Origin of the sequence: Flavisolibacter tropicus (genome assembly GCF_001644645.1) — a bacterium.
In the GTDB taxonomy this organism is placed as follows: domain Bacteria; phylum Bacteroidota; class Bacteroidia; order Chitinophagales; family Chitinophagaceae; genus Flavisolibacter; species Flavisolibacter tropicus.
In genome coordinates, this window is record NZ_CP011390.1 from 2,413,726 (window position 1) to 2,433,483 (window position 19,758).

A 19,758-nucleotide genomic window follows, 5' to 3' on the forward strand; every position below is an offset into this window, starting at 1 on the left:
TACGATTGCGCATGCTGTTCTAATTGATTTACAAAAATTGCCTTGTACCAAAATCGGTAATACGTTTTTAAAAGAGGAGAAAACCATAGCAATCTAGCCATGCATATCAAAGCTTAGCTCCCAGTAAAATTGGATCACTTACAGCTAACACTGTTTATTATTACCAGATATTCCAATCAGAAGTCTTTGTTTCCGCTCTTGCTGTAGGCACTTGTAGCCCTTTGGTTAGTTCTGGAACTCTTTTGTTCACATACCGTTTTAATTCTCCCACCGTGGCACTGGAATGGCTTTTCATAAACTCAAGGATGGAGTAGGTAAAAACCCCGTTTTGCAAATCGTTTCTTTCAAGGGCAAACTGCGTTCCTGCAGCTGCTGAAATGATAGTAGCTCCCGTGCTTCGACCTACATTAACAAAGAGTTCCTGCATCAGTTCGAAAGAGCTTTTCATGCCTGTCTTTTTAGTCTCTAATACCAACGGAGTACCTCCTTTCGCACCGTTTGTTTTCTCGGCTTCATTATTTACTTGGGCAATCTTCTGTAGTTCTTCCTTGTCCACTTCACCAGAATGGCAGGCATCAATGAGCATTAGCTTTTTTCGTGCAGGTATTGAATCCAATAAGGATTCAAGTACATCATAAGGCAGTCCACCCTCTTCAGGCTTTTGAAAATTTACATTATAACTAGAGAGGTAATAATCATAGTCCTTGCTTAACAAACCATGACCAGAATAGGAAAGGACTACTCTGTCATTCACAGTTGTGTTCTGCAAGCGATTTTTAAGTGAGGTGATATTGGCAACAGTTACATTTTCATTAAACAGGGTATCCACCACAAAATTGTAATTATAATACATCGTAGATAGATTTTCTGCAAGATCCCGGACGTCTTTAACGCTCCACTGTAAATTATGTTCAGCCTCTTTAAATTTATCGATACCAATACCAATGAAATAGACTGTACCCTCTTTTGTCGCTTTAGGATCATAAGCCTGGTAGCCATGTGTTTGCTCAAGAGTTTTCTTTGATCCTTGATACACACTCACAGGTTGCCTGTAACTTTCTTTCCCTGCTTTATTGATAACGGCAAACTCAATTCGGTTCGTTCCATTAGACAGGGGAACGGTAAGCGTAGATTCAAATTTCTTCGCTTTTGCCTTAGATATGGCAGCTCCCTTAACTCCAAACAAAGGGACTTCGTTCACCCATACATTATACCTATCCAAACCAACAGTACTGTCTGCAGCATAAATGTTAAGCTGAATGGTCTTTTCCAATTGTTCAGAAGGGATCTTATATCTATTAACAATTTCCGCAACGGGAACAGTGCTGTTATGCGCATATACATCATCTGAGAGGGCAAGCTTCTTTTTACGTTTCTCATAAGCATTCTTATAAGCCGTAATCAGGCTTGTGTCATTTGAACCTAATACCTGTAATACTTTGTCTGGCCTATTCAGTTCAACATCAAGTTGATTAACTGCAAATACACTTAAACCTTTCTGAAAATGTATTTTACTTACAGCATCTGGATCTGCTTTATAATAATTGTTTGGAAGAACAATTATACCTCCTGATGAAATAAATCTTTCAGTTAGGCCACCTTTACCAAAAGAAGCTATTGCCAGCTGTTTTTTCAAATCATAAGAATAGAATTCAACGGCATATTCAGTCTGAACGATAATCCGTTTGTTTAACGAATCTACCTGCATTTTTTCTCCCGCCACTGTAGCCAGTACTTTTAGACTATTATGATCATGTAACCGGATGGAATCTGCTGTGCTTGTAAGATAGAAAGAAGAGCCATCATACAATGATGTAAATGAAGGAAAAGGAACAGATTGAACTTTTTTTCCCGTTGACAAATCCCAGAACTGAAGATAGTTTCTGTTGTCAACAATTTTATCTACTGCAAAAACCTGGAGGTAGGTCCCTGCCGGGTCAATCTTTGCGCCCTGAGCTAAGAATTCAGCTGCATTTTGAGAACTGTTCCACACATGCTTAAGCTCCATTAGTTGCCGGCCAGTTTGCAGGTCATATACATAAGAGCTAGGATCATCATATACTACCACCAGCTTTTTATTATCAGGGGTAATCAAAGGCGTGGCTACTTGACGCTCTTTCTTAATTGTCTGGATCAATTGACCGGTTCTTGAATCAACAACCATTATTTTGGTAGCACCATTTAACAGCAGCAGGCTTTCATCTGGACTATAGATAGCAGGATCTAAAGTGAAAAACCGGAAGCTATCTGCACTAAACCGGAATAACTCCTTGAGTGAATTAGCATCGATTGCTGTAAGTACTGAATCCGATAGGCAAAGTAGCTGTTTACGACTTCTGTTTACTTCCAGTTTACCTAAGCCGGTGGGCGCTTTCACAGCTTTAGTAACCTTTGCACCTTCCAGATCCCATTGCCACAAATCACCATTATTCCAACCTATAAAAAGACTTTTACTATCACCCGAAAACTTCAAATCCTGGGCGAACATAACGTATCGCGAACTATCAGGGAAGCCAAAATCACCCACCATTTTACCAGTGTACATATCCCAAATATTGATACTACTATGAAGCCCTTTAATAGTTGCTATATACCTGCCGTTGGGGCTTGTTTCCACTGTATTTAAAGCAGAAATTTCCTCTTGAAACTCATGCACTGTTTCTGCATTTGAAAGCTTTAGAATTTTTGATTGCGTATAATATAACTGTTCATCAGGAGAGATTGATTTTGGACCGCTATAGTATGCCATTATTGAAAGCAAGTCAGGATTATGCTTTTTTCCTGTGGCCACATTCCTTATGTTAAGCCAGTTGTAATTCATAGAAGCAATTACATAATTATCCTTCGGACTAAAGTACACCTTAGAAACAGCCTCTTCTTCCTTAAATTCTTTTTGCAGCTTTCCTGTGCCAGCTTTCCAAATTTTAATGGTGCTGTCTAAAGAAGAGGATACAATGCTTTTTCCATCATTTGAAAAGGATGCACTTGTTGCTGATGACTTATGCGCTTTTATTACTTGCGTTAAGTTTCCGTTTTTACTATCATAGATATTGATCTTTCCACCGGTAGTAGCTATTACTATCCATTTATCATCCGGACTAAACTCCAGCGTATTGATTGTTTCGTCCCCTAAGTCAATTGTAAAAAGCGGGCTGCCGTCTTGCAAATTGTGAATGGTGGCTTTGCTGGCAAGGCCAAATGTAGCTATCCTGTTAAATGTTGCCGTATTACAGATTTTTAGATTAGGGTTTATGATCTCTGTTCTTTGAAGCTCCTTTTTAGCAGAAAGGTCAATTGTAACCAATTCATATTGGACAGGCCAGGAGTTTTTAGGAACAATCATAACCAGGTATTTACTATCAGCTGATAAAACCGCTTCCGTTAAACCGGAACTATTGACACGAGTAGAATACATGAAAGCTTGGGAAGCAATATCCCAAACCTCTATCTTATCACTATAGGTTATCAAAATGTATTTGCCATCTGGGCTAAACGTGCTTTTAGTGGTATTCTTAAAATCATAGACAGTACGGTAAGTAACTGCGTCAACCAAATACGTTCTTTGGTGCTCAGAAAACAAAATGAGCTTTCCATCATTACTAAACTCCACCGTTGCATAAAAACCTTTGGGAGTCACCGGAAATTTTAAGTCCATAGGCCCCTGAGCAGCAGAAAAAAGAAAGGAAAAAACGACAAATAACGTAAGTACATTTCTCATAAACAATATCAATAACTTGCTTATCCCAGCCGAGTCTTCTAAGTTTGACATGGTATGTAGGCAGGGACTGGACGCAGATGGGACAACTTTAAGTATTTCCGTGCCAATGTATGGATTCTTTTACAAAAAGCACCTTCTTATAAAATGCAAACAATAAAGTCGTTTTTGACATTCCTAATGGCGTGAAACAGTGGCATGACATGCAATTTGGCCAGAGGTATCACAAAATAGCCGCTGGCACTAGATTGCAAAAGAAGATCTGGATAAGCATGCAAAGAGACGGATCTGCAGTGCAATACCTAAGAAACACTCTTTTGATTTACATTGGGCGAGGATTAAAAAAACTGATTACCTACTATCGCTTACACAAGGATTGCAGGTGTAGCAAAGCCTCAAGCAATATTTTCATCTGCGACTCTGGCGCGCAGTCTAATTTAAGAAAACCCACCGATTGATCGCCCTTATAAAAATTGATCCAACTAGCTGGCGCCACTGTGCCATAGGTACAGGTTACTGCCTCAATACCATTCTTTACCATGCCTTCTTTATAATAGGGATCCTTCAGGTCCAACAAGTTGAACCGAAAGTCAGGGCTACCACCACGAACCAATACTACACTACCATCTGCGGAAGCAGTAACTACTTGTGTAAATCCCCAGCTCCATTTTTCCACGCGACCATTGATCATTTCAATCGTTTGGTGAAAGTTTAAACCGGCAAAGGAAACAGTATCCTTTATGCACAACCGTAATAGATCCAGGAAAGCGTTGTAAACTTCTTTTGCCTCGTTGTGTGTGGCAAAAGAGATCACCCGCGTACGCTCCGGGCTTAAATGAAACTGCACAAATTTGGCATCCTTATAAAGTTGAATACCCGTGGACGTATCACTTTCCTTATACAAGTCAAACAAATTGAAAGTTTGCGGCACCATATCGGATGAATAGAATAAGGCAACGGAACCATCTTGATCGATATCAACGGCAACTACTTTTCTAGAAGGATCAGACGGGGTAAACGGCACCGAACAGCAATGCAGTTTTTCACTTATAAAATTCTTTGTCTGCTTAAAGTCGCGCACTTGGCCATAGCCTTGGCTGCCTAAAAACAATAGTAATACAAGGGGTAGTACAAACGCCAGCTGCATAAACAAAACCATTTTCAAAGAAGAAAAATAGACTTTAACGTTTAAACATCCAAACAAACTAGCACTCGAGAATAGGTACCAAGAAACTGGCGTCAATGGCACTTGGTAATTGAAAGAGAGAGAATTGAATTACACAAACCGGCCGTTAAAAGTGCGAGGGTAATCGATAATAAAATCAATCTTCCCAGCCCTTTTGCAGGTTGGATTCCTCAAATAAAAGATCCTGTCGCTTTGCTAATGCTTTAATCTCTGCATAAAGTACTCTTAAGTCCTCAAAGGACATGTTAGACTTCATGCCCTCATCGAAAGCTTTACGCTTTTCGTCAAGCTTGAGGTGCAATTCACGGATTTCATTGTCAAGATCCGATTGATTAAAAAACATATTCTAAAAATACAAATCAGTTTTCGCTAATGAAAATAATTGTTAGTGACCACTTTATCCCTTCTAATTAAATCTGGAAAACCAAAACCGTTTTAAAAGAAACAATATTCGATTTATAAAATCAACGAAAAGAATACCTTCAAACTATGGTCTTATCTTTAGCTTAATGAAAAAACTGCTGCTTTTCGTAACCCTGATCGTTAGTTTTAAGCTGGCATTTTGCCAAAATTCCAGAGAGATTAATTGGCCACTTGATAGTGTTGCTTTTAAAAAGAAGGTAGATAAAGTAGTAAATCAAAGAATTGGCAGAATAAAGCTCATTACAAAAGACTTTTTCTTTACCAAGCTAGATTCATTTCAAAAAGACACGCTAGAGAAAATCAGATATACGGTGAGCGTTGATAAAGCCTCCAAACAAATAATAACAGCATTTATCGCCCATGAAGATTATAGCGACAGCACGTTGGAGGTCAAGTCCTTTGTGTATCATAATGAAGAATTACTTAAAGTATATTACCTCAAATGGAATAATCGTCAAAAACTTATTGAAACAAGCAGGTATTTTAATCCCAGTCTGATTAGAATCACCGAACCTAGCGGCAGTGAACGTCCCTATCTAGAAGCCATCGCCTATTTTAAATATTTACTAAAGGAAAATAATTAGACTACCCTCCGCAACGTCAACCGCTAACTTGCATTAATGCAATTAGGCACTTTATATGCAACCCTCGCTTGTAAACTCTATTCAGGCCATAGTCTGCCTCTTAATGAAAATCTAAGCTCAGAATTTCGTAACTTAATAAAACGAAAAGCCTGACATAGGCACTACTACCCACACAAAAGAATAGTAGAGATAGGGCTTAGTTTTTAACTTCAATGACAAGCAATACTAACGGAAAAGGGAGTTGTGGTTATTCCATTTATAAAAGCACGAAATACATATGTATGGCAATAAGGCATACACACTTTACCGTTTACTTATTCCAATGGCTCTACAGTACAGGCAACTGCAGCCGATCTGCTATCAACTTAGAAAACAAAAACATTGTGTTATGATCAACAGATTAAACAAGCTTACCCGCGAAGAACGTGAGTTACTTTACCAGGCCCCAGTCTTATTATCTGTTCAGGTGGCCTGTTCCAGCAAAGGTGTAAACCAAACACAAAAAAAAGATGCTATTTGGTTATCACATATCAAAACCTTTACGGCCGACCCTGTTTTAATTCCCTATTATCAAGAAGTAGAAAAAACCTTTGCTCCCCAATTTGAAGCTACAGTGCAGGAGTACGCTCCTTTTGACGAGGCTAAACAAACGGCACTTAAAGAAAAAATCGAACAGGTAAATGCCGTAGTAGCCAAGTTAGAGCCTGGGTATGCAGAAGACTTGCAGCATAGCCTGGAAAAATATGTCAACCATGTACAACGATCAGCGCACAGTGTCTTTCAGGACTTCATGTTTCCTTTGAAGATCAAAGGCTTGAATGATTGAGATATTGCTACGTGGGCTTTATTTGCTGCAAGAACCTGCTTGAGCGAATGGCAATCAAGTGTGCTCTAGTAGGCACTTAACCTTTTAGCAAAAGGAGTAGGCAAAGAATTGCAACGGCTTTGCGAAACATGGTGAAAGCCTGCCATTTTAGTGCGATGCGGTGCGTCCACAAACGCTTTTTAACGAGTGAATTGCCAACTTACGCTACCAAAGCTTTAATACTGGAATTACTCTTGCAACAAGCGCCTTGCTTTACTCATTCTTCTTCATGACTACTTCCTCAAACGGTTGCTCCTTCATTCGTAAAGCATCATCCAGAAACTCACCGCCATCAGCTATATGTATATCATGCTGATCGGGTTCTACATTTTGCAAGGCTTCATTTATTGAAACCAGGTCTAAATCAGGACCCACATTTTGTGGAAAAGGATTTCTATTCATGTTAAACCTTTTAAATTAATAGAAGATAAGGATGCCATATTGATGTGGTAGTGCAATGTGTAAGAACGTTAAGTAGTTTACCGTCCTACATCAACCGATGGCCCGCCACTACTATTATCAATCTCCGCGAATTATGATTGATTTACTAATTGTTTACTAAACCAATCTTCATATTTAATCTTTCCAAGACGTGCATTTTCACCCGTAATCAAAGCCGCATCATCTAACTCTACACCAAAATAAAGTGCGTGCGCATCTGGAATCAACTGATGCGAATCTTCTGTTGCAGTCAGATAATAGCGAATGAATTCAGACATGGGCATACGTTCAGGACCGCCGACTTCAACGATGGCATTTACAGGAGCATTAATAACAATATCAGCTAGGGCTGCTACCGTTTCATCTGAGGCAATTGGTTGGATGGCACCGGTTGAAATACGGACTTCATTGCCCACCACACCTTCCTGTGCTATCCTACCAGCAAATTCGAAGAATTGAGTAGAACGCAAAATGCTATATGGGATACCGGCTTCCTTGATCAGATTTTCTTGTGCCACTTTAGCACGCAGATAACCACTACCCGGCAGTCGCTCAGCGCCAACCACAGATAAAGCAACATGATGCTTAACGCCTGCATTAGCTTCTGCCTTGAGCAAGTTTGTAGTAGACTGCTGAAAAAAGTCTAAAACAGCTTTATCCTCAAATGATGGCGAATTGGAAACATCAACAACAACAACTGCCTCTTTCAAAACTTCATTAAGTCCTTCTCCAGTGATGGTATTAACACCCGATTGAGGCGAGGCCGCTATAACTGTGTGATCAAGCTGGCGAAGCTTATTTACGAGCTTTGAACCGATAAGTCCGGTACCGCCGATTACTACAATTTTCATGATTTATTTTTTACGTATTATCATGCGAAATTCCAATGCGAATTCATTCTACAAAATGAAATATCCACCTTTTGCATACTGTCTTTTATAGTTTCTATCAGGATTTCTTCTATACCAAAACTGCGTTTGTTTTGCCCTCTTGTTGACGATCTCCTAATCAAGAAACAGAACCGGAATCAGATGCGGCCTCTTGCTGTAACACCTGCTGCCTATTTAATGCTCCTTCTGCAGCAGCTTCTATAACCTGGACTACCGCTTGGGGCTGCGACATAAACACCACATGACTGGCCTTAAGTTCGGTTATTTCAGCCTTAGCTCTTTGGGCCATTGAACGCTGTGCTTCGGGCGGTATGGTCTGATCTTCAGTAGCCAGCACAAACCAACTTGGCTTGTTTCGCCACGCTGCCTGGCTGACAGAGTTGCCAAAAACGGAACCGGCGAGAGGGGGATGGGAGTCGGCCATAAAGGCTGCTTTATCAGCCGGCAGGTCTGCACAGAAACCGGAATGAAACTTTGCCCTATCGTACCAGCATAGTCCATTCTCGTCGGGAGGCAGGAACCCTGAATTAGGTGCTGGCGGCCAGGATTGAAACAGCGATAAAAACGTTTCATTGGCCTCTGGCACAAAAGCAGCGATATAGACCAAACCGGCCACATTGGGCGCATTGCCGGCTTCCGTAATTACGGCGCCTCCATAGGAATGACCCACCAGGATCACAGGTCCGCTCAACTGAGCCAACACCTGTATGGTAGCTTCCACATCAGCGTCAAATGAGGTATTCGGATTGGCTACTGCGCGTACAGTGTAGCCCTGTTTTGTCAAGATATGATAAACACTTTCCCATCCAGAACCATCAGCAAAGGCACCATGCACCAGTACAACATTTTTAATCGGCAGATCTTTCATTTTCTTTTGTTTTGTAAGTTAACAAATGAGTGATTCGTTGTATAGGGCAAGGATCGATAGAAGGCTTTATGCAGCGCTTAGTAAGTCGTGAAACGTGAGTGAGCGCTCTATTCATTGATCTTTATCTCTCTACGTGTAGCTTGGAACTTGCAGCGTACAGCTCTTATTACTTCAAATACTTTTTCAATTCGGCCGCAGCATGCACAAACAAGGAACGTGTGGCAGGCAAATTGGACAAGCCATTGAGCAGGCCAAAGTCGTGGATCATTCCGTTGTAGCGCACTGTGGTCACCGTTACACCAGCCTCATCCAGCTTGCGACCGTAAGCTTCGCCTTCGTCGCGAAGAATATCATTTTCCGCCACTTGGATCAAGGTGGGCGGCAGGCCCCTGAGTTGCTCCGTAGTAGCCTGAAGCGGAGAAGCATAAATTTCCTTCCGCTGCTTAGGGTCGGTGGTATACTGGTCGTACATCCACTTCATCAGCGAGGTAGTTAGGAAGCGCTCCTGTCCGAATAGCCGGTACGACTCTGTATCAAAGCCTGCATCTACAATGGGCCACATCAGGATTTGAAGCTTTATATCAGGACCGCCCTTAGCTTTTGCCATAAGGGTTGTTACAGTAGTCATATTGCCACCTACACTGTTGCCTACAATGGCCAGCCGCTTACCGTCTACGAAGAGTTCGTTTCCGTGCTCCGCCACCCATTTGGTAGCCACGTAGATCTCATTGATAGCTTGCGGATAACGAGCCTCTGGAGAAGGTGTATAGTTAACAAACACTGCCGCATAGCCCGACAGAACCACAAGGTCACGTACCATACGTTGGTGAGTGGGAAAGTCGCCAAGTATCCAGCCACCGCCATGAATGAACATAAAACAAGGCAGTGTGCCGCTTGTCTTTTCCGGGCGCACTACGTGCAGCTTAATAGTATAACCGTCTGTAGTAATGATTTTCTCCGAAACGTCAACGCCACTCAGATCTACTTTAACGGAGGCTTGCAGGTTGATCAAAACGTTTCGGGCATCTTGCTTGGAAAGACTTTCTACAGGCGCCCCTCCTGTATTCAGCAGTTTTAAGAATGCCTTAGTTCCTTGATCAAGGTGGGGATCATTGGCATATGACACCACCTGTTCCGTTCCTCGTGTTGCTGGAATCGTCATGGTTCATTTTTATTGAGCTAAAAAAAATGCAGTAACCATAGCGGAATAACCCTCATCAGAAAGGTTTTCAGATGACTGATGGAGGCCCAAAAAGAACGGGTAAACAAAGCGTAAGGGGTAGTTAGTTGCGTAGAGTGTGCGGAAAACTGTTGCTACAAGGTAGTAATTTCTGTCTACCTTTTTCAGATACTTATTAGTAATTCTTGCATTAAAAAATTATTAACTGATTGACTTAGCGATTGCCTTGATTTGGATTTCTAATCCCTGATTTGAAGACATCAATGGTAGTAGGCGACCAAGAAGGATAATGAGAATGACAACTTAAGTACTTTTCTTTTTCTTGTGAAACACATATTCTATCGCCTGTTTACTTAAATAAAACTTTAACGCTACACCAACGGCATTTACTGCATCAACAGTTTCTCCGTTTTGAAATTGACGTAGATAATACGACTCAAAGTTTACATACCTGGCTACTTTTATTTCCAAACCAATACAAAATCTGAAGCGATCTGAACTACTTTCAATGAAATTCACAAAATACTCCCCAAAAAAATAGGGAATGCAATACAGGTATATGGTTTGCACCTCCTTTTCTATGGTTACTTTGGGTCTGTAGCGAAGTTTAAAATCACCGTTTACGAATCTCCAGTCCAAACGATTCCTAGCAGTCAACAGTACATTCATTGGCAAATGAAAACGCGAGTTGGATTCCGTAGCAATTGCGTGCTCTTTTACCTGGCTAACTGATTTCTGTGGTGTAGATGAATAGTAGTATCCAGCTCTTAACCACAAGTAATACCCTCTCGAACTATCCTGGAGTTGAGGGCTGAACTTTTTTCGTAATGAAGAGCTTGCAAAATAGTCGATATACATCCCTACAGCACCATCAGTGTAATCAGACGTTCTAATTTTAGTGGCAGAGTACATAGCAAATAGCCGCCATTTTTCATTGAAGCTATAAAACACATTGATCTCAGGCCATCCTTCCTCACGCGCCCCTGTAGTATCCTGGGCTGATAAATGACAAGAATAAAACAGAAATACAACAATATAAATGGCCTTTTTCAAGTATTCACTTTATAATACTGTTGTTTAAAAAATGAGGAGTAACAATAAACCTAATAAATTGTCGGGAGTTCTTTTTATAACTAAGTATTGCCAGTTGCTCAATAAAAAAAATAGCGGAATCATTGTGATGAAAAACCTTGCCTGATTGATTTAGGGATTAGATGCTTTTAAACATACGAAGTTTGTTCATCCAGTAGCGCCGGAAAGGAACTACATTCAATACAATAAGCTGCAATATAGAGCACTTGCTAAAGAGCCGCTCTACAGTTTAAAGCAAATCTTTCGCCCGCCTTGGTGTGTATTTATGCGCTGCTTCTTACCAGTTTCAATTAAAAAATACTGCACCCCTCCTACTTTCAAAGCACTATAGAGTAATTGTAACATTTACCTCTATCGTGAAAATCATTCGATCACCTGGATCCCAAACATAATCTTCTGAACATCGATACCCTCTTAACCAAGGAACACCATTTATTGTTCTTATATAAAATCCTTTGGGGAAATCATCATCATTAACCAATGGTTCTGAAAAGATAGTTATTGAGCCTGGCGGTGCCTTACCCAACACTTTTTCCCTCCGATCCGACAGTTCTTTATCATGTAGCTTATGCAGCCTTATATAAGACGCCAACTCTAAAGGACAATAGAGCAAACCTAAAGACTGTATACAACTCCTTATTTCCCCAAAATTGCCACCTATGGTCAAGCCGATCTCTGCTAAAGTCAGTTCTACTACTGTTGCTGTATACGTAATAGTTGAAGGCTTGTATAAATCACTTTGAAATAGCTCATATGCATAGTCATTGAGCTCCACACTCGACTGCTCCAACTTTTCCATGAGTTTGTCTTTACTAAGCGCTTCATTCGTTATGTTATAGATGTTATTGCCTTTATTGAACATGTTCATGTTTCTCGATAGTATAACTGTGTTAACGGTCTACATTTTCCACTTCCTTATTAGTGAGGAATCTGACGGTAGTAAAGCAACAATCTATAAGCATCTGTCAGTAGGCTCTGTCGTACAAGCACCTCCTTTTGCTCTTCATTTTTATAACCAATAGCAATAGCATAATCTGTATTAAAAAAGAAATGGTGCATCACCGAAACAGGACTTGGCGGCTCAAACTTCTCAGTAAGCTTTACCAGGTATTCGTTGTGGAAGTAGTAGGTTCGGGTACTCCTTGTTAGGCTATCATGGACGGAGGCTTTTAACAAGGTATTACTTATAGTATCCGCAGTTAATATTAAAGTGTACTGGCCGAATGCTCTATCATATTGTTTTACAGAAGTGGTCTTTTCAATTTGTGCTATAATCGGCGTAGCATCAGAAGCAAATTGAATGGGCTGGGCCTGCAGCCATTGCGAACAAACAAGGTAGATGAATTGAAAAATATATTTCTTCATACATCAGTTTAGCGGCATAACGTAAAGCTCAGTTTTATTATTGCTCCAGATCCTTTCGAGCAACCAAGCACATTTTGCACCATCGCTCATATGACAAACAATGAACACTAATTAAGGTAGCAAGAAAATATAAAAGAGATTAGCTTTATACAACCTCTCATTTCTGAGCTTGTTGACAAACCAGTCAGCCGTCTTGCTTTCAAACCTTAACGCTACAATAGTATGAAATCATATCAAAACCTTTTCCCTATTTCTATCCTTTTCCTGTTATTCGCCTTAACAGTTACACAACCAGCTATTTCACAACACAATATGAAAAAAATGGTTAGCAGTCCTAATAATTCGACAAGTTCTTTACTTGACACTGCTGCTATTGGGCGTATAATGGGTATTAAAGGAAGCTTCAATAAAGGTGAGTATAAAATAACTGTTCCCCAGAATGATCTGAGCGTTATGGTTGATGGATTTAAGATCATTCCAGCCATGGGATTAGGTACTTGGATTGCCTTCACGCCCACGCCCGGCGGTGCTATGATTATGGGCGATATTATTTTAACCGAAACGGATCTGAAGCCTGTACAACAGGAAATTATCCGCCAGGGCCTCACTATAACAGCTATCCACAACCATTTTGTACGGAATCACCCCAATGTCATGTACATGCACCTGGGTGGCACTGGCAGCACAGAAGCTATGGCGCAAAAAGCGAAAGCAGTGCTAGACAAAGTAAAAGAAACAAGAGGCGGTGATCCCTCTAAAGGCACGGCATCAAACGAAACAGTTCAAAACACGATTGATACAGTAAGCCTTAATACCATTTTGGGATACAGGGGTGAAATGAGCAAAGGGGTATATAAGTATACTATTGGCAGACCTGATATCAAACTACAGGAACATGGCGTAGCGGTTTCTACATTTTTAGGATTCAATACCTGGGCGGCTTGGCAGGGCACTTCTGACAAAGCCGCTGTTGCCGGAGATTTTACGATGCTGGAAGATGAAGTAGAACCAGTAGTTAAGGCACTGGTAGAAAACGGCATTGAAGTAGTTGCCGTTCACAACCATATGGTACATGAACAACCTCGCGTTTTCTTTCTGCATTACTGGGGTGTAGGTAATGCCGAACAACTGGCTAAAGGCTTGCGAGCTGCGCTGGATCAAACCGGCAAATCGAAAAACACCAGGAGCATGAACTCACACTGAAAATTGTACCAACACTTCAACTTAACTAATGTTGTTAATAAGGTAGATAAAATGAACCCATTATTCGCCCCATCGATCTGGGATAAATGCGCAAATACACTTCTCCGGCTAGCGGGTTCTGACCATACAAACTGCTCAACCTCTTGTCAGGATTGTAAAGAGTAATTTGGCCACCAAGCGCAACTTTGGTTTGACCAATGTTCAAAATATCGTAAGAGGCCCCAGCAGTAAATGCATGTACAGGAAAGAGCGCATCATGGCCATATTCCACTTCATCTAGGTTCAACTCCTCTGTTGATTTCTGAACCCATTCATAACGCCCATACAGTGTTGTTCTTCTTTGATTTCTTGAACCTTCAACCAATATGGCATTTTCTCCATCGTGATCATTGCTCTTGTTCATACCCCAAAGGGCGGTAATATTGGTAAACGTTTCTCCAAAGCCGCGTGCACTGTACGTAGCCGAAGCTGTTGTGCGATGAACATTCTCTCCAGGATGCAGCGTCTCAGGTTCTTTAATAAACCCGTGCGAAACCTGCATGGCCCATTTTATGGTTGGGTTGTAAGATAATCGCCCACTCCAGGAATTAAAAAGTGGCTTATCAAAGTCATATCTATTTTCATCTGGCTCACGACCTGTAAAAGAAGATCCTTCCAGTTTCCAATTGCCATAGCGAACACCAAAAGTAGCTACCCCAAATGTAATATGGGTTGCATCTACCCAGTGATGCGACAAAGGGGCATCAGGATTGAAAAAACCTGAAGGACGGTGCACGTAAGCCGTGGGACCAAGTGCGGGCTCTCCAGGATAACCCAGGTACACAAACACGTCTGTCTTGTTAGAAAGTGTGTGTGCATAGCTAACTGAAAGTTCAGAAAAAAGATCATGAGGGTGCTGACGATCAACCAAAGGCTGGCCCTTGTAAGTTTCTCCTGTTTGAAACAACAATGGATAGCCATTTTTGCCAACTGTTATCGGATCTAACGAGACCATCGTATTAAAATGAAATAGCCCGCTTTTTCCTACAGTTCGTTGCCCCATGAACATAAACATGTTCGGCGCATCAAACTTTGCATCACCCCTGGATCCTCTGTCAAGCAGATCCTGCTTATTGTAGCGCAGGTACGCACTACCGTGTAGCATGTACATCCATGCCCCCTTATGAAACATATAACCATACATGGGAGAGTTATCGGGGCTCCACGAAGTACCCGACCCATTGCGGGTCATTGGCAGAGTAAGCGAAAACGCATGCGACATATTCATGCTCATGTGATCATGTTCTCCCATCTGCATTCCCTCTTGATGATGATCAGTGGACTGGTTGCCATGATTATGTCCGCCATGATCTTGAGGAACTGTGTCCCTTGCGCCCTGCATAGACATTGAAGGCATTGTCCCTTTTTGTTTTACAGCGGCAGGCTTACTGGATTTCACGGAATCCTTTGAAGGGATAGTATGCTCATGAGCGTGCTGTGCTTGGGATACTAACACCAGCATATAGGCCAAAGAAGTTATAAATAATTTTTTCATGATCATTAACTGTATTTCCATTCGACACGCATTGGTATTTAGCAAAAACTTTGCTCGTTTTCCAAAGCGCTGAACTGTAGAGTGACTACTTGGATTATTCTCAAACAAAGCTATTATTCACACTACCCCTAAGGGTTATACAATTTTGAGTAAACGTTATAAGATTTTAAGTCAAACAACTACGAAGCTTAAGTTGCGTAGTTAATAGAAACAACAAAACAGTTCACCGATCATACACATCATGTTGTACAAAGCGGTACTTCATCTTATAGGCAGTGAGCGGTAGACGCCCACTCCTTCTTGCGTCTTCGATAGCGCCTATCTACTCATAGATACTATTTATGATCAATTTGCTTCCAATAGATACAATTGAACATAGATTTGTCACCACAACTACTTCCTAAACGATATAAGCAACAACCATGGAATCATTTGCATCGCAAAACACAACCGCACTTCAGGTAAATACTGACAATGCAGCCAGCATGTGTCCGTTTTTAAATGGCGCTACTAAACAAACTGCAGGCGGTGGCACCCGCAACCGCGACTGGTGGCCCAACCAGCTTAAGTTAAATGTTCTTCGCCAGCAATCTTCCTTATCCAATCCAATGGACAAGGCGTTTAATTATGCGGAGGAATTTAAAAGCCTGGACCTGGCTGCTGTGAAGAAAGATATTTTTGAACTGATGACTACCTCTCAAGATTGGTGGCCTGCCGATTTTGGACATTACGGCCCCTTCTTTATTCGTATGGCGTGGCACAGTGCGGGCACATACCGCATTGCCGATGGGCGCGGTGGTGCTGGTGCCGGACAACAACGCTTTGCACCGCTGAATAGCTGGCCCGATAATGCCAATCTTGATAAAGCCCGCTTACTCTTATGGCCTATCAAAAAGAAGTATGGTAGAAAAATTTCCTGGGCCGACCTTATGATCCTTGCCGGCAACTGTGCATTGGAATCAATGGGCTTTAAAACCTTTGGCTTTGCAGGCGGGCGTGAAGATGTGTGGGAAGCACAGGAAGATGTGTATTGGGGAGCAGAAAAAGAATGGCTGGGCGATGAACGTTACAGCGGGGACCGTGAGTTGGAGAATCCCTTAGCCGCTGTGCAAATGGGTTTGATCTATGTAAATCCAGAAGGCCCCAACGGTAATCCCGATCCATTACTGGCAGCGCGTGATATCCGTGAAACGTTTGGTCGTATGGCCATGAACGATGAAGAGACTGTAGCTCTGATAGCAGGCGGCCATAGCTTTGGTAAAACACATGGTGCCGCAGACCCCAGCAAATATGTAAGTCACGCACCGGCTGCTGCCAGCATAGAAGACCAGAGCATGGGTTGGACGAATACCTTTGGAAAAGGCAACGCAGAACATACCATTACGAGCGGCCTAGAAGGTGCATGGACGACAACACCAACAAAATGGAGCAACAATTTCTTTGAGAATCTTTTCGGTTATGAGTGGGAGTTAACAAAGAGTCCCGCAGGTGCACACCAATGGAAACCCAAAGATGGCGCTGGTGCCGGCCTGGTACCCGATGCACATGATTCTTCCAAACGTCATGCACCGTTTATGCTAACAACCGATTTGTCATTAAGAATAGATCCTGCCTATGAAAAGATTTCAAGACGCTTTTACGAAAACCCTGATCAATTTGCAGATGCCTTTGCCCGCGCCTGGTTTAAACTAACACACCGTGATATGGGTCCGCGCGCTCGCTACCTTGGTGCTGAAGTGCCGGCTGAAGAACTGATCTGGCAAGACCCGGTTCCTGCAGTAACGCATGAATTGATCAATGAGAAAGACATTGCAGATCTTAAAGAACAAATCTTAAACTCCGGCTTAACGGTTTCACAATTGGTTTCTACCGCCTGGGCGTCAGCCTCTACGTTCCGTGGCTCCGATAAACGTGGCGGCGCCAATGGTGCACGCATTCGACTGGCGCCACAACGCAATTGGGAAGTAAACAATCCCATTCAGCTGGCTACAGTAATCGAAACTTTACAAGGCATACAAACAGCATTCAACAATGCTCAAACCGGCAATAAAAAAATATCCCTGGCCGATCTGATTGTACTGGGTGGCTGTGCCGGTGTTGAAAAAGCAGCAAAACGTGCAGGCTATACTGCTACTGTTCCCTTTACACCTGGACGTACAGATGCCACACAAGAACAAACCGATGTGGAGTCATTTACTGTACTTGAGCCGAACGCCGATGGCTTCCGCAATTATGTAAAGCCAAAGTTTGCCATAAAGGCAGAAGACCTGTTGGTAGACAAAGCTCAGTTGTTAACATTGACAGCACCCGAAATGACAGTGTTAGTAGGTGGCCTGCGCGTGCTGAATACCAATTTTGACCGTTCGGTATACGGCGTTTTTACTCAAAATCCAGAAACATTGACAAACGACTTCTTCGTGAACCTGCTAGACTTCGGAACAAAGTGGAGTGCTGTTTCAGATACACAAGATGTATTTGAAGGCAGAGACCGTATCACTGGCAATGTGAAATGGACAGGAACCCGAGCTGACCTGATCTTTGGTTCTAACGCTGAGCTTCGTGCTATAGCAGAAGTATATGCCTGCGAAGACGCAAAAGAGAAGTTTGTCAACGACTTTATTGTGGCTTGGAATAAGATCATGAATCTTGATCGTTTTGATTTAGTGTAATAGCAGAGACACCCAAATAAAAAAGGTGACCAGAAGAGGTCACCTTTTTTATTAACTAACTATCAATTACGTATACCCTTTTCTTTTGTGATTAAATTATATAGCTTGGCAGTCGCTTAATCAATTTCTCTTTCACCCATTATGAATTTTATACCAACTACGCTTACCGAGCATTTGCCTGATTTAATCATGATGTTATCCATGGATGGCATCATACTTTATACAAATCCCGCTTTCACACTTCACCTACTCTATCCGGCTGAAGAAATAAAGGGCAAGGACTACCAAGAACTATTGCACCCTACCCTTCAGGACGCCCGAATAAATCTTGCTGACCAGGTATTAACAAAAACCTCGGTTTCAAGTGTGGTACACCAGCTGAAGCGAAAAGACGGCACAGAGGCGATAGTAAACTGGTCCAGTGTGTACCTGCAAAATGAGAATATCCTCTTTTGTACAGGTCGCATGGAAAAAGAACAACAGCACACTCAGCAAGAACATCTTTTTGAAGCATTGGTAGAAAATACTTTTGATCTTTTGGCGGTAACTAATGAGAAAGGCATATGGACATACGTAAGTGAATCATTAGCCAAACTGATTGGCAGTACACGAGAGCTATTAATTGGGCAATATTGCTTTGATTATATGCACCCGGCCGATTTACCCCAATTAGCCGAACAGCAACAAGCTTTACTGCAAGGACAGAAAAAAGTACAGGGCTTACCCTACCGATTTCGCAATGCAGCTGGAGAGTGGATGTGGATGGAAGCTATCATCGCTAACCAATTAGCCAATCCTGATATTAAAGGCATAATCATAACCGGAAGAGATATTAGTGACCGCATGGCCGCGGAAAAAAATGCTAAGGAAATTAAATTGCTGGAAGGCCTCCGAGAAGGGGAAGAAAAAGAACGGAGCCGCATTGCCAGAGATCTGCATGATGAAATTTCCAGCATGATTGTCGCCGCCAAAATGCACATTGGCATATTGACTAAAACCATCCCTCTTATTGCCGACAACCACGCATATCAAAAAGGATTAAACCTACTAGATCAAGCCGCCAGCCAAATACGCCGCACTTCGCACAACCTCATGCCAGAGATTTTACTAGAGAACGGATTGCATAAAGCCCTGAATTGGTACTGTAGCAGCATCAGTAATTCGCATTTAAAACTACAGTACATCTCACTGGGCTCTGCCACTCGGTATTCTCCCACTTTTGAATTATCACTTTACCGTATTGTTCAGGAACTGATCAATAACATCATCCGCCATGCAAGAGCAACAGAAGCAATTATTCAGATCAGCTATCTTTCCAACAGTCTGATGTTAACGATTGAAGATAATGGCATTGGATTTAACAAGATGTCTCAAGCAAAAGGCACTGGCTTATCTTCCATAGCAAAAAGAGCGGCAGTCATGAACGGTGTCATAGAAATTCAATCAACTCTAGGAAAGGGCACAAGTATATACCTTGAATTTCAAACAGAAGGACTCTAAACCTTTATTGCAAAGCATTTTTAAACTTCATCTTTTTGCTATTAAACAATGGCACATTTGATGTTAGTAAAGCGCCTGCTTTTATGCACCCTTTTGTATGCGTTAACGGACCAGCTCTTCCTTTGCCGTTTTCCAGTATAGCTAGTGACAATAGTGCAATTAATAATTAGAAAGAAGTAGCCCATCAGCGCTGACATACAAATGACTTTATACAACCTTAAGAAAGAAGCTCAAGAACTCATT

General features: G+C 41.8%; 16 protein-coding genes. 5 read left to right on the forward strand and 11 right to left on the reverse strand.

The genetic code is table 11. From position 1 onward, the window contains the following. Positions 1-160 precede the first annotated feature (160 nt). The 3 genes from SY85_RS10105 to SY85_RS10115 all read right to left on the reverse strand — a co-directional run bounded on the left by SY85_RS10105 (position 161) and on the right by SY85_RS10115 (position 5,244). The gene (locus SY85_RS10105) at positions 161-3,718 is read right to left on the reverse strand and encodes a caspase family protein (RefSeq protein WP_158512959.1); all 3,558 of its coding nucleotides are present in this window, start codon (positions 3,716-3,718) and stop codon (positions 161-163) included. 355 nt (positions 3,719-4,073) lie between these two features. Next, on the reverse strand, positions 4,074-4,862 hold the full coding sequence (locus tag SY85_RS10110) for a hypothetical protein (protein ID WP_148661155.1): 789 nt from the start codon (positions 4,860-4,862) through the stop codon (positions 4,074-4,076). A gap of 175 nt (positions 4,863-5,037) precedes the next feature. Further along, the gene (locus SY85_RS10115) at positions 5,038-5,244 is read right to left on the reverse strand and encodes a hypothetical protein (RefSeq protein ID WP_066404128.1); all 207 of its coding nucleotides are present in this window, start codon (positions 5,242-5,244) and stop codon (positions 5,038-5,040) included. A gap of 166 nt (positions 5,245-5,410) precedes the next feature. Between SY85_RS10115 and SY85_RS10120 the strand changes: the two genes are divergently transcribed. Both SY85_RS10120 and SY85_RS10125 read left to right on the forward strand, forming a co-directional pair. Continuing rightward, positions 5,411-5,908: a hypothetical protein gene (locus tag SY85_RS10120; protein ID WP_066404131.1), complete on the forward strand. Its 498-nt coding sequence runs from the start codon at positions 5,411-5,413 to the stop codon at positions 5,906-5,908. A gap of 388 nt (positions 5,909-6,296) precedes the next feature. Beyond that, positions 6,297-6,734, forward strand: a complete 438-nt coding sequence (locus SY85_RS10125) for a hypothetical protein (protein ID WP_066404133.1) — start codon at positions 6,297-6,299, stop codon at positions 6,732-6,734. Between the two features lie 252 nt (positions 6,735-6,986). Here SY85_RS10125 and SY85_RS10130 read toward each other — a convergent pair whose 3' ends face one another. The 7 genes from SY85_RS10130 to SY85_RS10160 form a co-directional block, all read right to left on the reverse strand. Next, positions 6,987-7,175: a hypothetical protein gene (locus tag SY85_RS10130; RefSeq protein WP_066404136.1), complete on the reverse strand. Its 189-nt coding sequence runs from the start codon at positions 7,173-7,175 to the stop codon at positions 6,987-6,989. Between the two features lie 131 nt (positions 7,176-7,306). Beyond that, on the reverse strand, positions 7,307-8,065 hold the full coding sequence (locus SY85_RS10135) for an SDR family oxidoreductase (protein ID WP_066404138.1): 759 nt from the start codon (positions 8,063-8,065) through the stop codon (positions 7,307-7,309). 157 nt (positions 8,066-8,222) lie between these two features. Then, positions 8,223-8,972, reverse strand: coding sequence for an alpha/beta hydrolase (locus SY85_RS10140; RefSeq protein WP_066404143.1), 750 nt, complete (start codon positions 8,970-8,972; stop codon positions 8,223-8,225). 166 nt (positions 8,973-9,138) lie between these two features. Further along, positions 9,139-10,134 carry an alpha/beta hydrolase gene (locus SY85_RS10145; protein ID WP_066404145.1) on the reverse strand — a complete coding sequence of 332 codons (996 nt, stop codon included), beginning with the start codon at positions 10,132-10,134 and terminating at the stop codon, positions 9,139-9,141. A gap of 321 nt (positions 10,135-10,455) precedes the next feature. Further along, the gene (locus SY85_RS10150; RefSeq protein WP_066404147.1) at positions 10,456-11,205 is read right to left on the reverse strand and encodes a DUF2490 domain-containing protein; all 750 of its coding nucleotides are present in this window, start codon (positions 11,203-11,205) and stop codon (positions 10,456-10,458) included. 364 nt (positions 11,206-11,569) lie between these two features. Continuing rightward, complete coding sequence (locus SY85_RS10155; protein ID WP_066404149.1) at positions 11,570-12,112, reverse strand: hypothetical protein; 543 nt, start codon at positions 12,110-12,112, stop codon at positions 11,570-11,572. Positions 12,113-12,162: 50 nt separating this feature from the next. After that, entirely contained in the window at positions 12,163-12,609 is a 447-nt protein-coding gene (locus tag SY85_RS10160; protein WP_066404151.1) for a hypothetical protein, read from the reverse strand. Between the two features lie 222 nt (positions 12,610-12,831). On the opposite strand from SY85_RS10160, the gene SY85_RS10165 reads away from it, so the two are divergent. After that, on the forward strand, positions 12,832-13,812 hold the full coding sequence (locus tag SY85_RS10165) for a DUF1259 domain-containing protein (protein ID WP_066404153.1): 981 nt from the start codon (positions 12,832-12,834) through the stop codon (positions 13,810-13,812). Between the two features lie 34 nt (positions 13,813-13,846). Here SY85_RS10165 and SY85_RS10170 read toward each other — a convergent pair whose 3' ends face one another. Next, complete coding sequence (locus SY85_RS10170; RefSeq protein WP_066409580.1) at positions 13,847-15,346, reverse strand: hypothetical protein; 1,500 nt, start codon at positions 15,344-15,346, stop codon at positions 13,847-13,849. 422 nt (positions 15,347-15,768) lie between these two features. Here SY85_RS10170 and katG point away from each other — a divergent pair, with 422 nt between their 5' ends. Both katG and SY85_RS10180 read left to right on the forward strand, forming a co-directional pair. After that, complete coding sequence (gene katG / locus SY85_RS10175) at positions 15,769-18,015, forward strand: catalase/peroxidase HPI (RefSeq protein ID WP_066404155.1); 2,247 nt, start codon at positions 15,769-15,771, stop codon at positions 18,013-18,015. Positions 18,016-18,156: 141 nt separating this feature from the next. Next, positions 18,157-19,515 (forward strand): PAS domain-containing sensor histidine kinase, encoded by a 1,359-nt coding sequence (locus SY85_RS10180; protein ID WP_066404157.1) that lies wholly within the window; start codon positions 18,157-18,159, stop codon positions 19,513-19,515. Positions 19,516-19,758: the final 243 nt, after the last annotated feature.

Coding starts and splice junctions, on each gene's coding strand:
- SY85_RS10105 (WP_158512959.1), bottom strand. CDS start 3,718: ATGAGAAATGTACTTACGTTATTTGTCGTTTTTTCCTTTCTTTTTTCT.
- SY85_RS10110 (WP_148661155.1), bottom strand. CDS start 4,862: ATGCAGCTGGCGTTTGTACTACCCCTTGTATTACTATTGTTTTTAGGC.
- SY85_RS10115 (WP_066404128.1), bottom strand. CDS start 5,244: ATGTTTTTTAATCAATCGGATCTTGACAATGAAATCCGTGAATTGCAC.
- SY85_RS10120 (WP_066404131.1), top strand. CDS start 5,411: ATGAAAAAACTGCTGCTTTTCGTAACCCTGATCGTTAGTTTTAAGCTG.
- SY85_RS10125 (WP_066404133.1), top strand. CDS start 6,297: ATGATCAACAGATTAAACAAGCTTACCCGCGAAGAACGTGAGTTACTT.
- SY85_RS10130 (WP_066404136.1), bottom strand. CDS start 7,175: ATGAATAGAAATCCTTTTCCACAAAATGTGGGTCCTGATTTAGACCTG.
- SY85_RS10135 (WP_066404138.1), bottom strand. CDS start 8,065: ATGAAAATTGTAGTAATCGGCGGTACCGGACTTATCGGTTCAAAGCTC.
- SY85_RS10140 (WP_066404143.1), bottom strand. CDS start 8,972: ATGAAAGATCTGCCGATTAAAAATGTTGTACTGGTGCATGGTGCCTTT.
- SY85_RS10145 (WP_066404145.1), bottom strand. CDS start 10,134: ATGACGATTCCAGCAACACGAGGAACGGAACAGGTGGTGTCATATGCC.
- SY85_RS10155 (WP_066404149.1), bottom strand. CDS start 12,112: ATGAACATGTTCAATAAAGGCAATAACATCTATAACATAACGAATGAA.
- SY85_RS10160 (WP_066404151.1), bottom strand. CDS start 12,609: ATGAAGAAATATATTTTTCAATTCATCTACCTTGTTTGTTCGCAATGG.
- SY85_RS10165 (WP_066404153.1), top strand. CDS start 12,832: ATGAAATCATATCAAAACCTTTTCCCTATTTCTATCCTTTTCCTGTTA.
- SY85_RS10170 (WP_066409580.1), bottom strand. CDS start 15,346: ATGAAAAAATTATTTATAACTTCTTTGGCCTATATGCTGGTGTTAGTA.
- katG (WP_066404155.1), top strand. CDS start 15,769: ATGGAATCATTTGCATCGCAAAACACAACCGCACTTCAGGTAAATACT.
- SY85_RS10180 (WP_066404157.1), top strand. CDS start 18,157: ATGAATTTTATACCAACTACGCTTACCGAGCATTTGCCTGATTTAATC.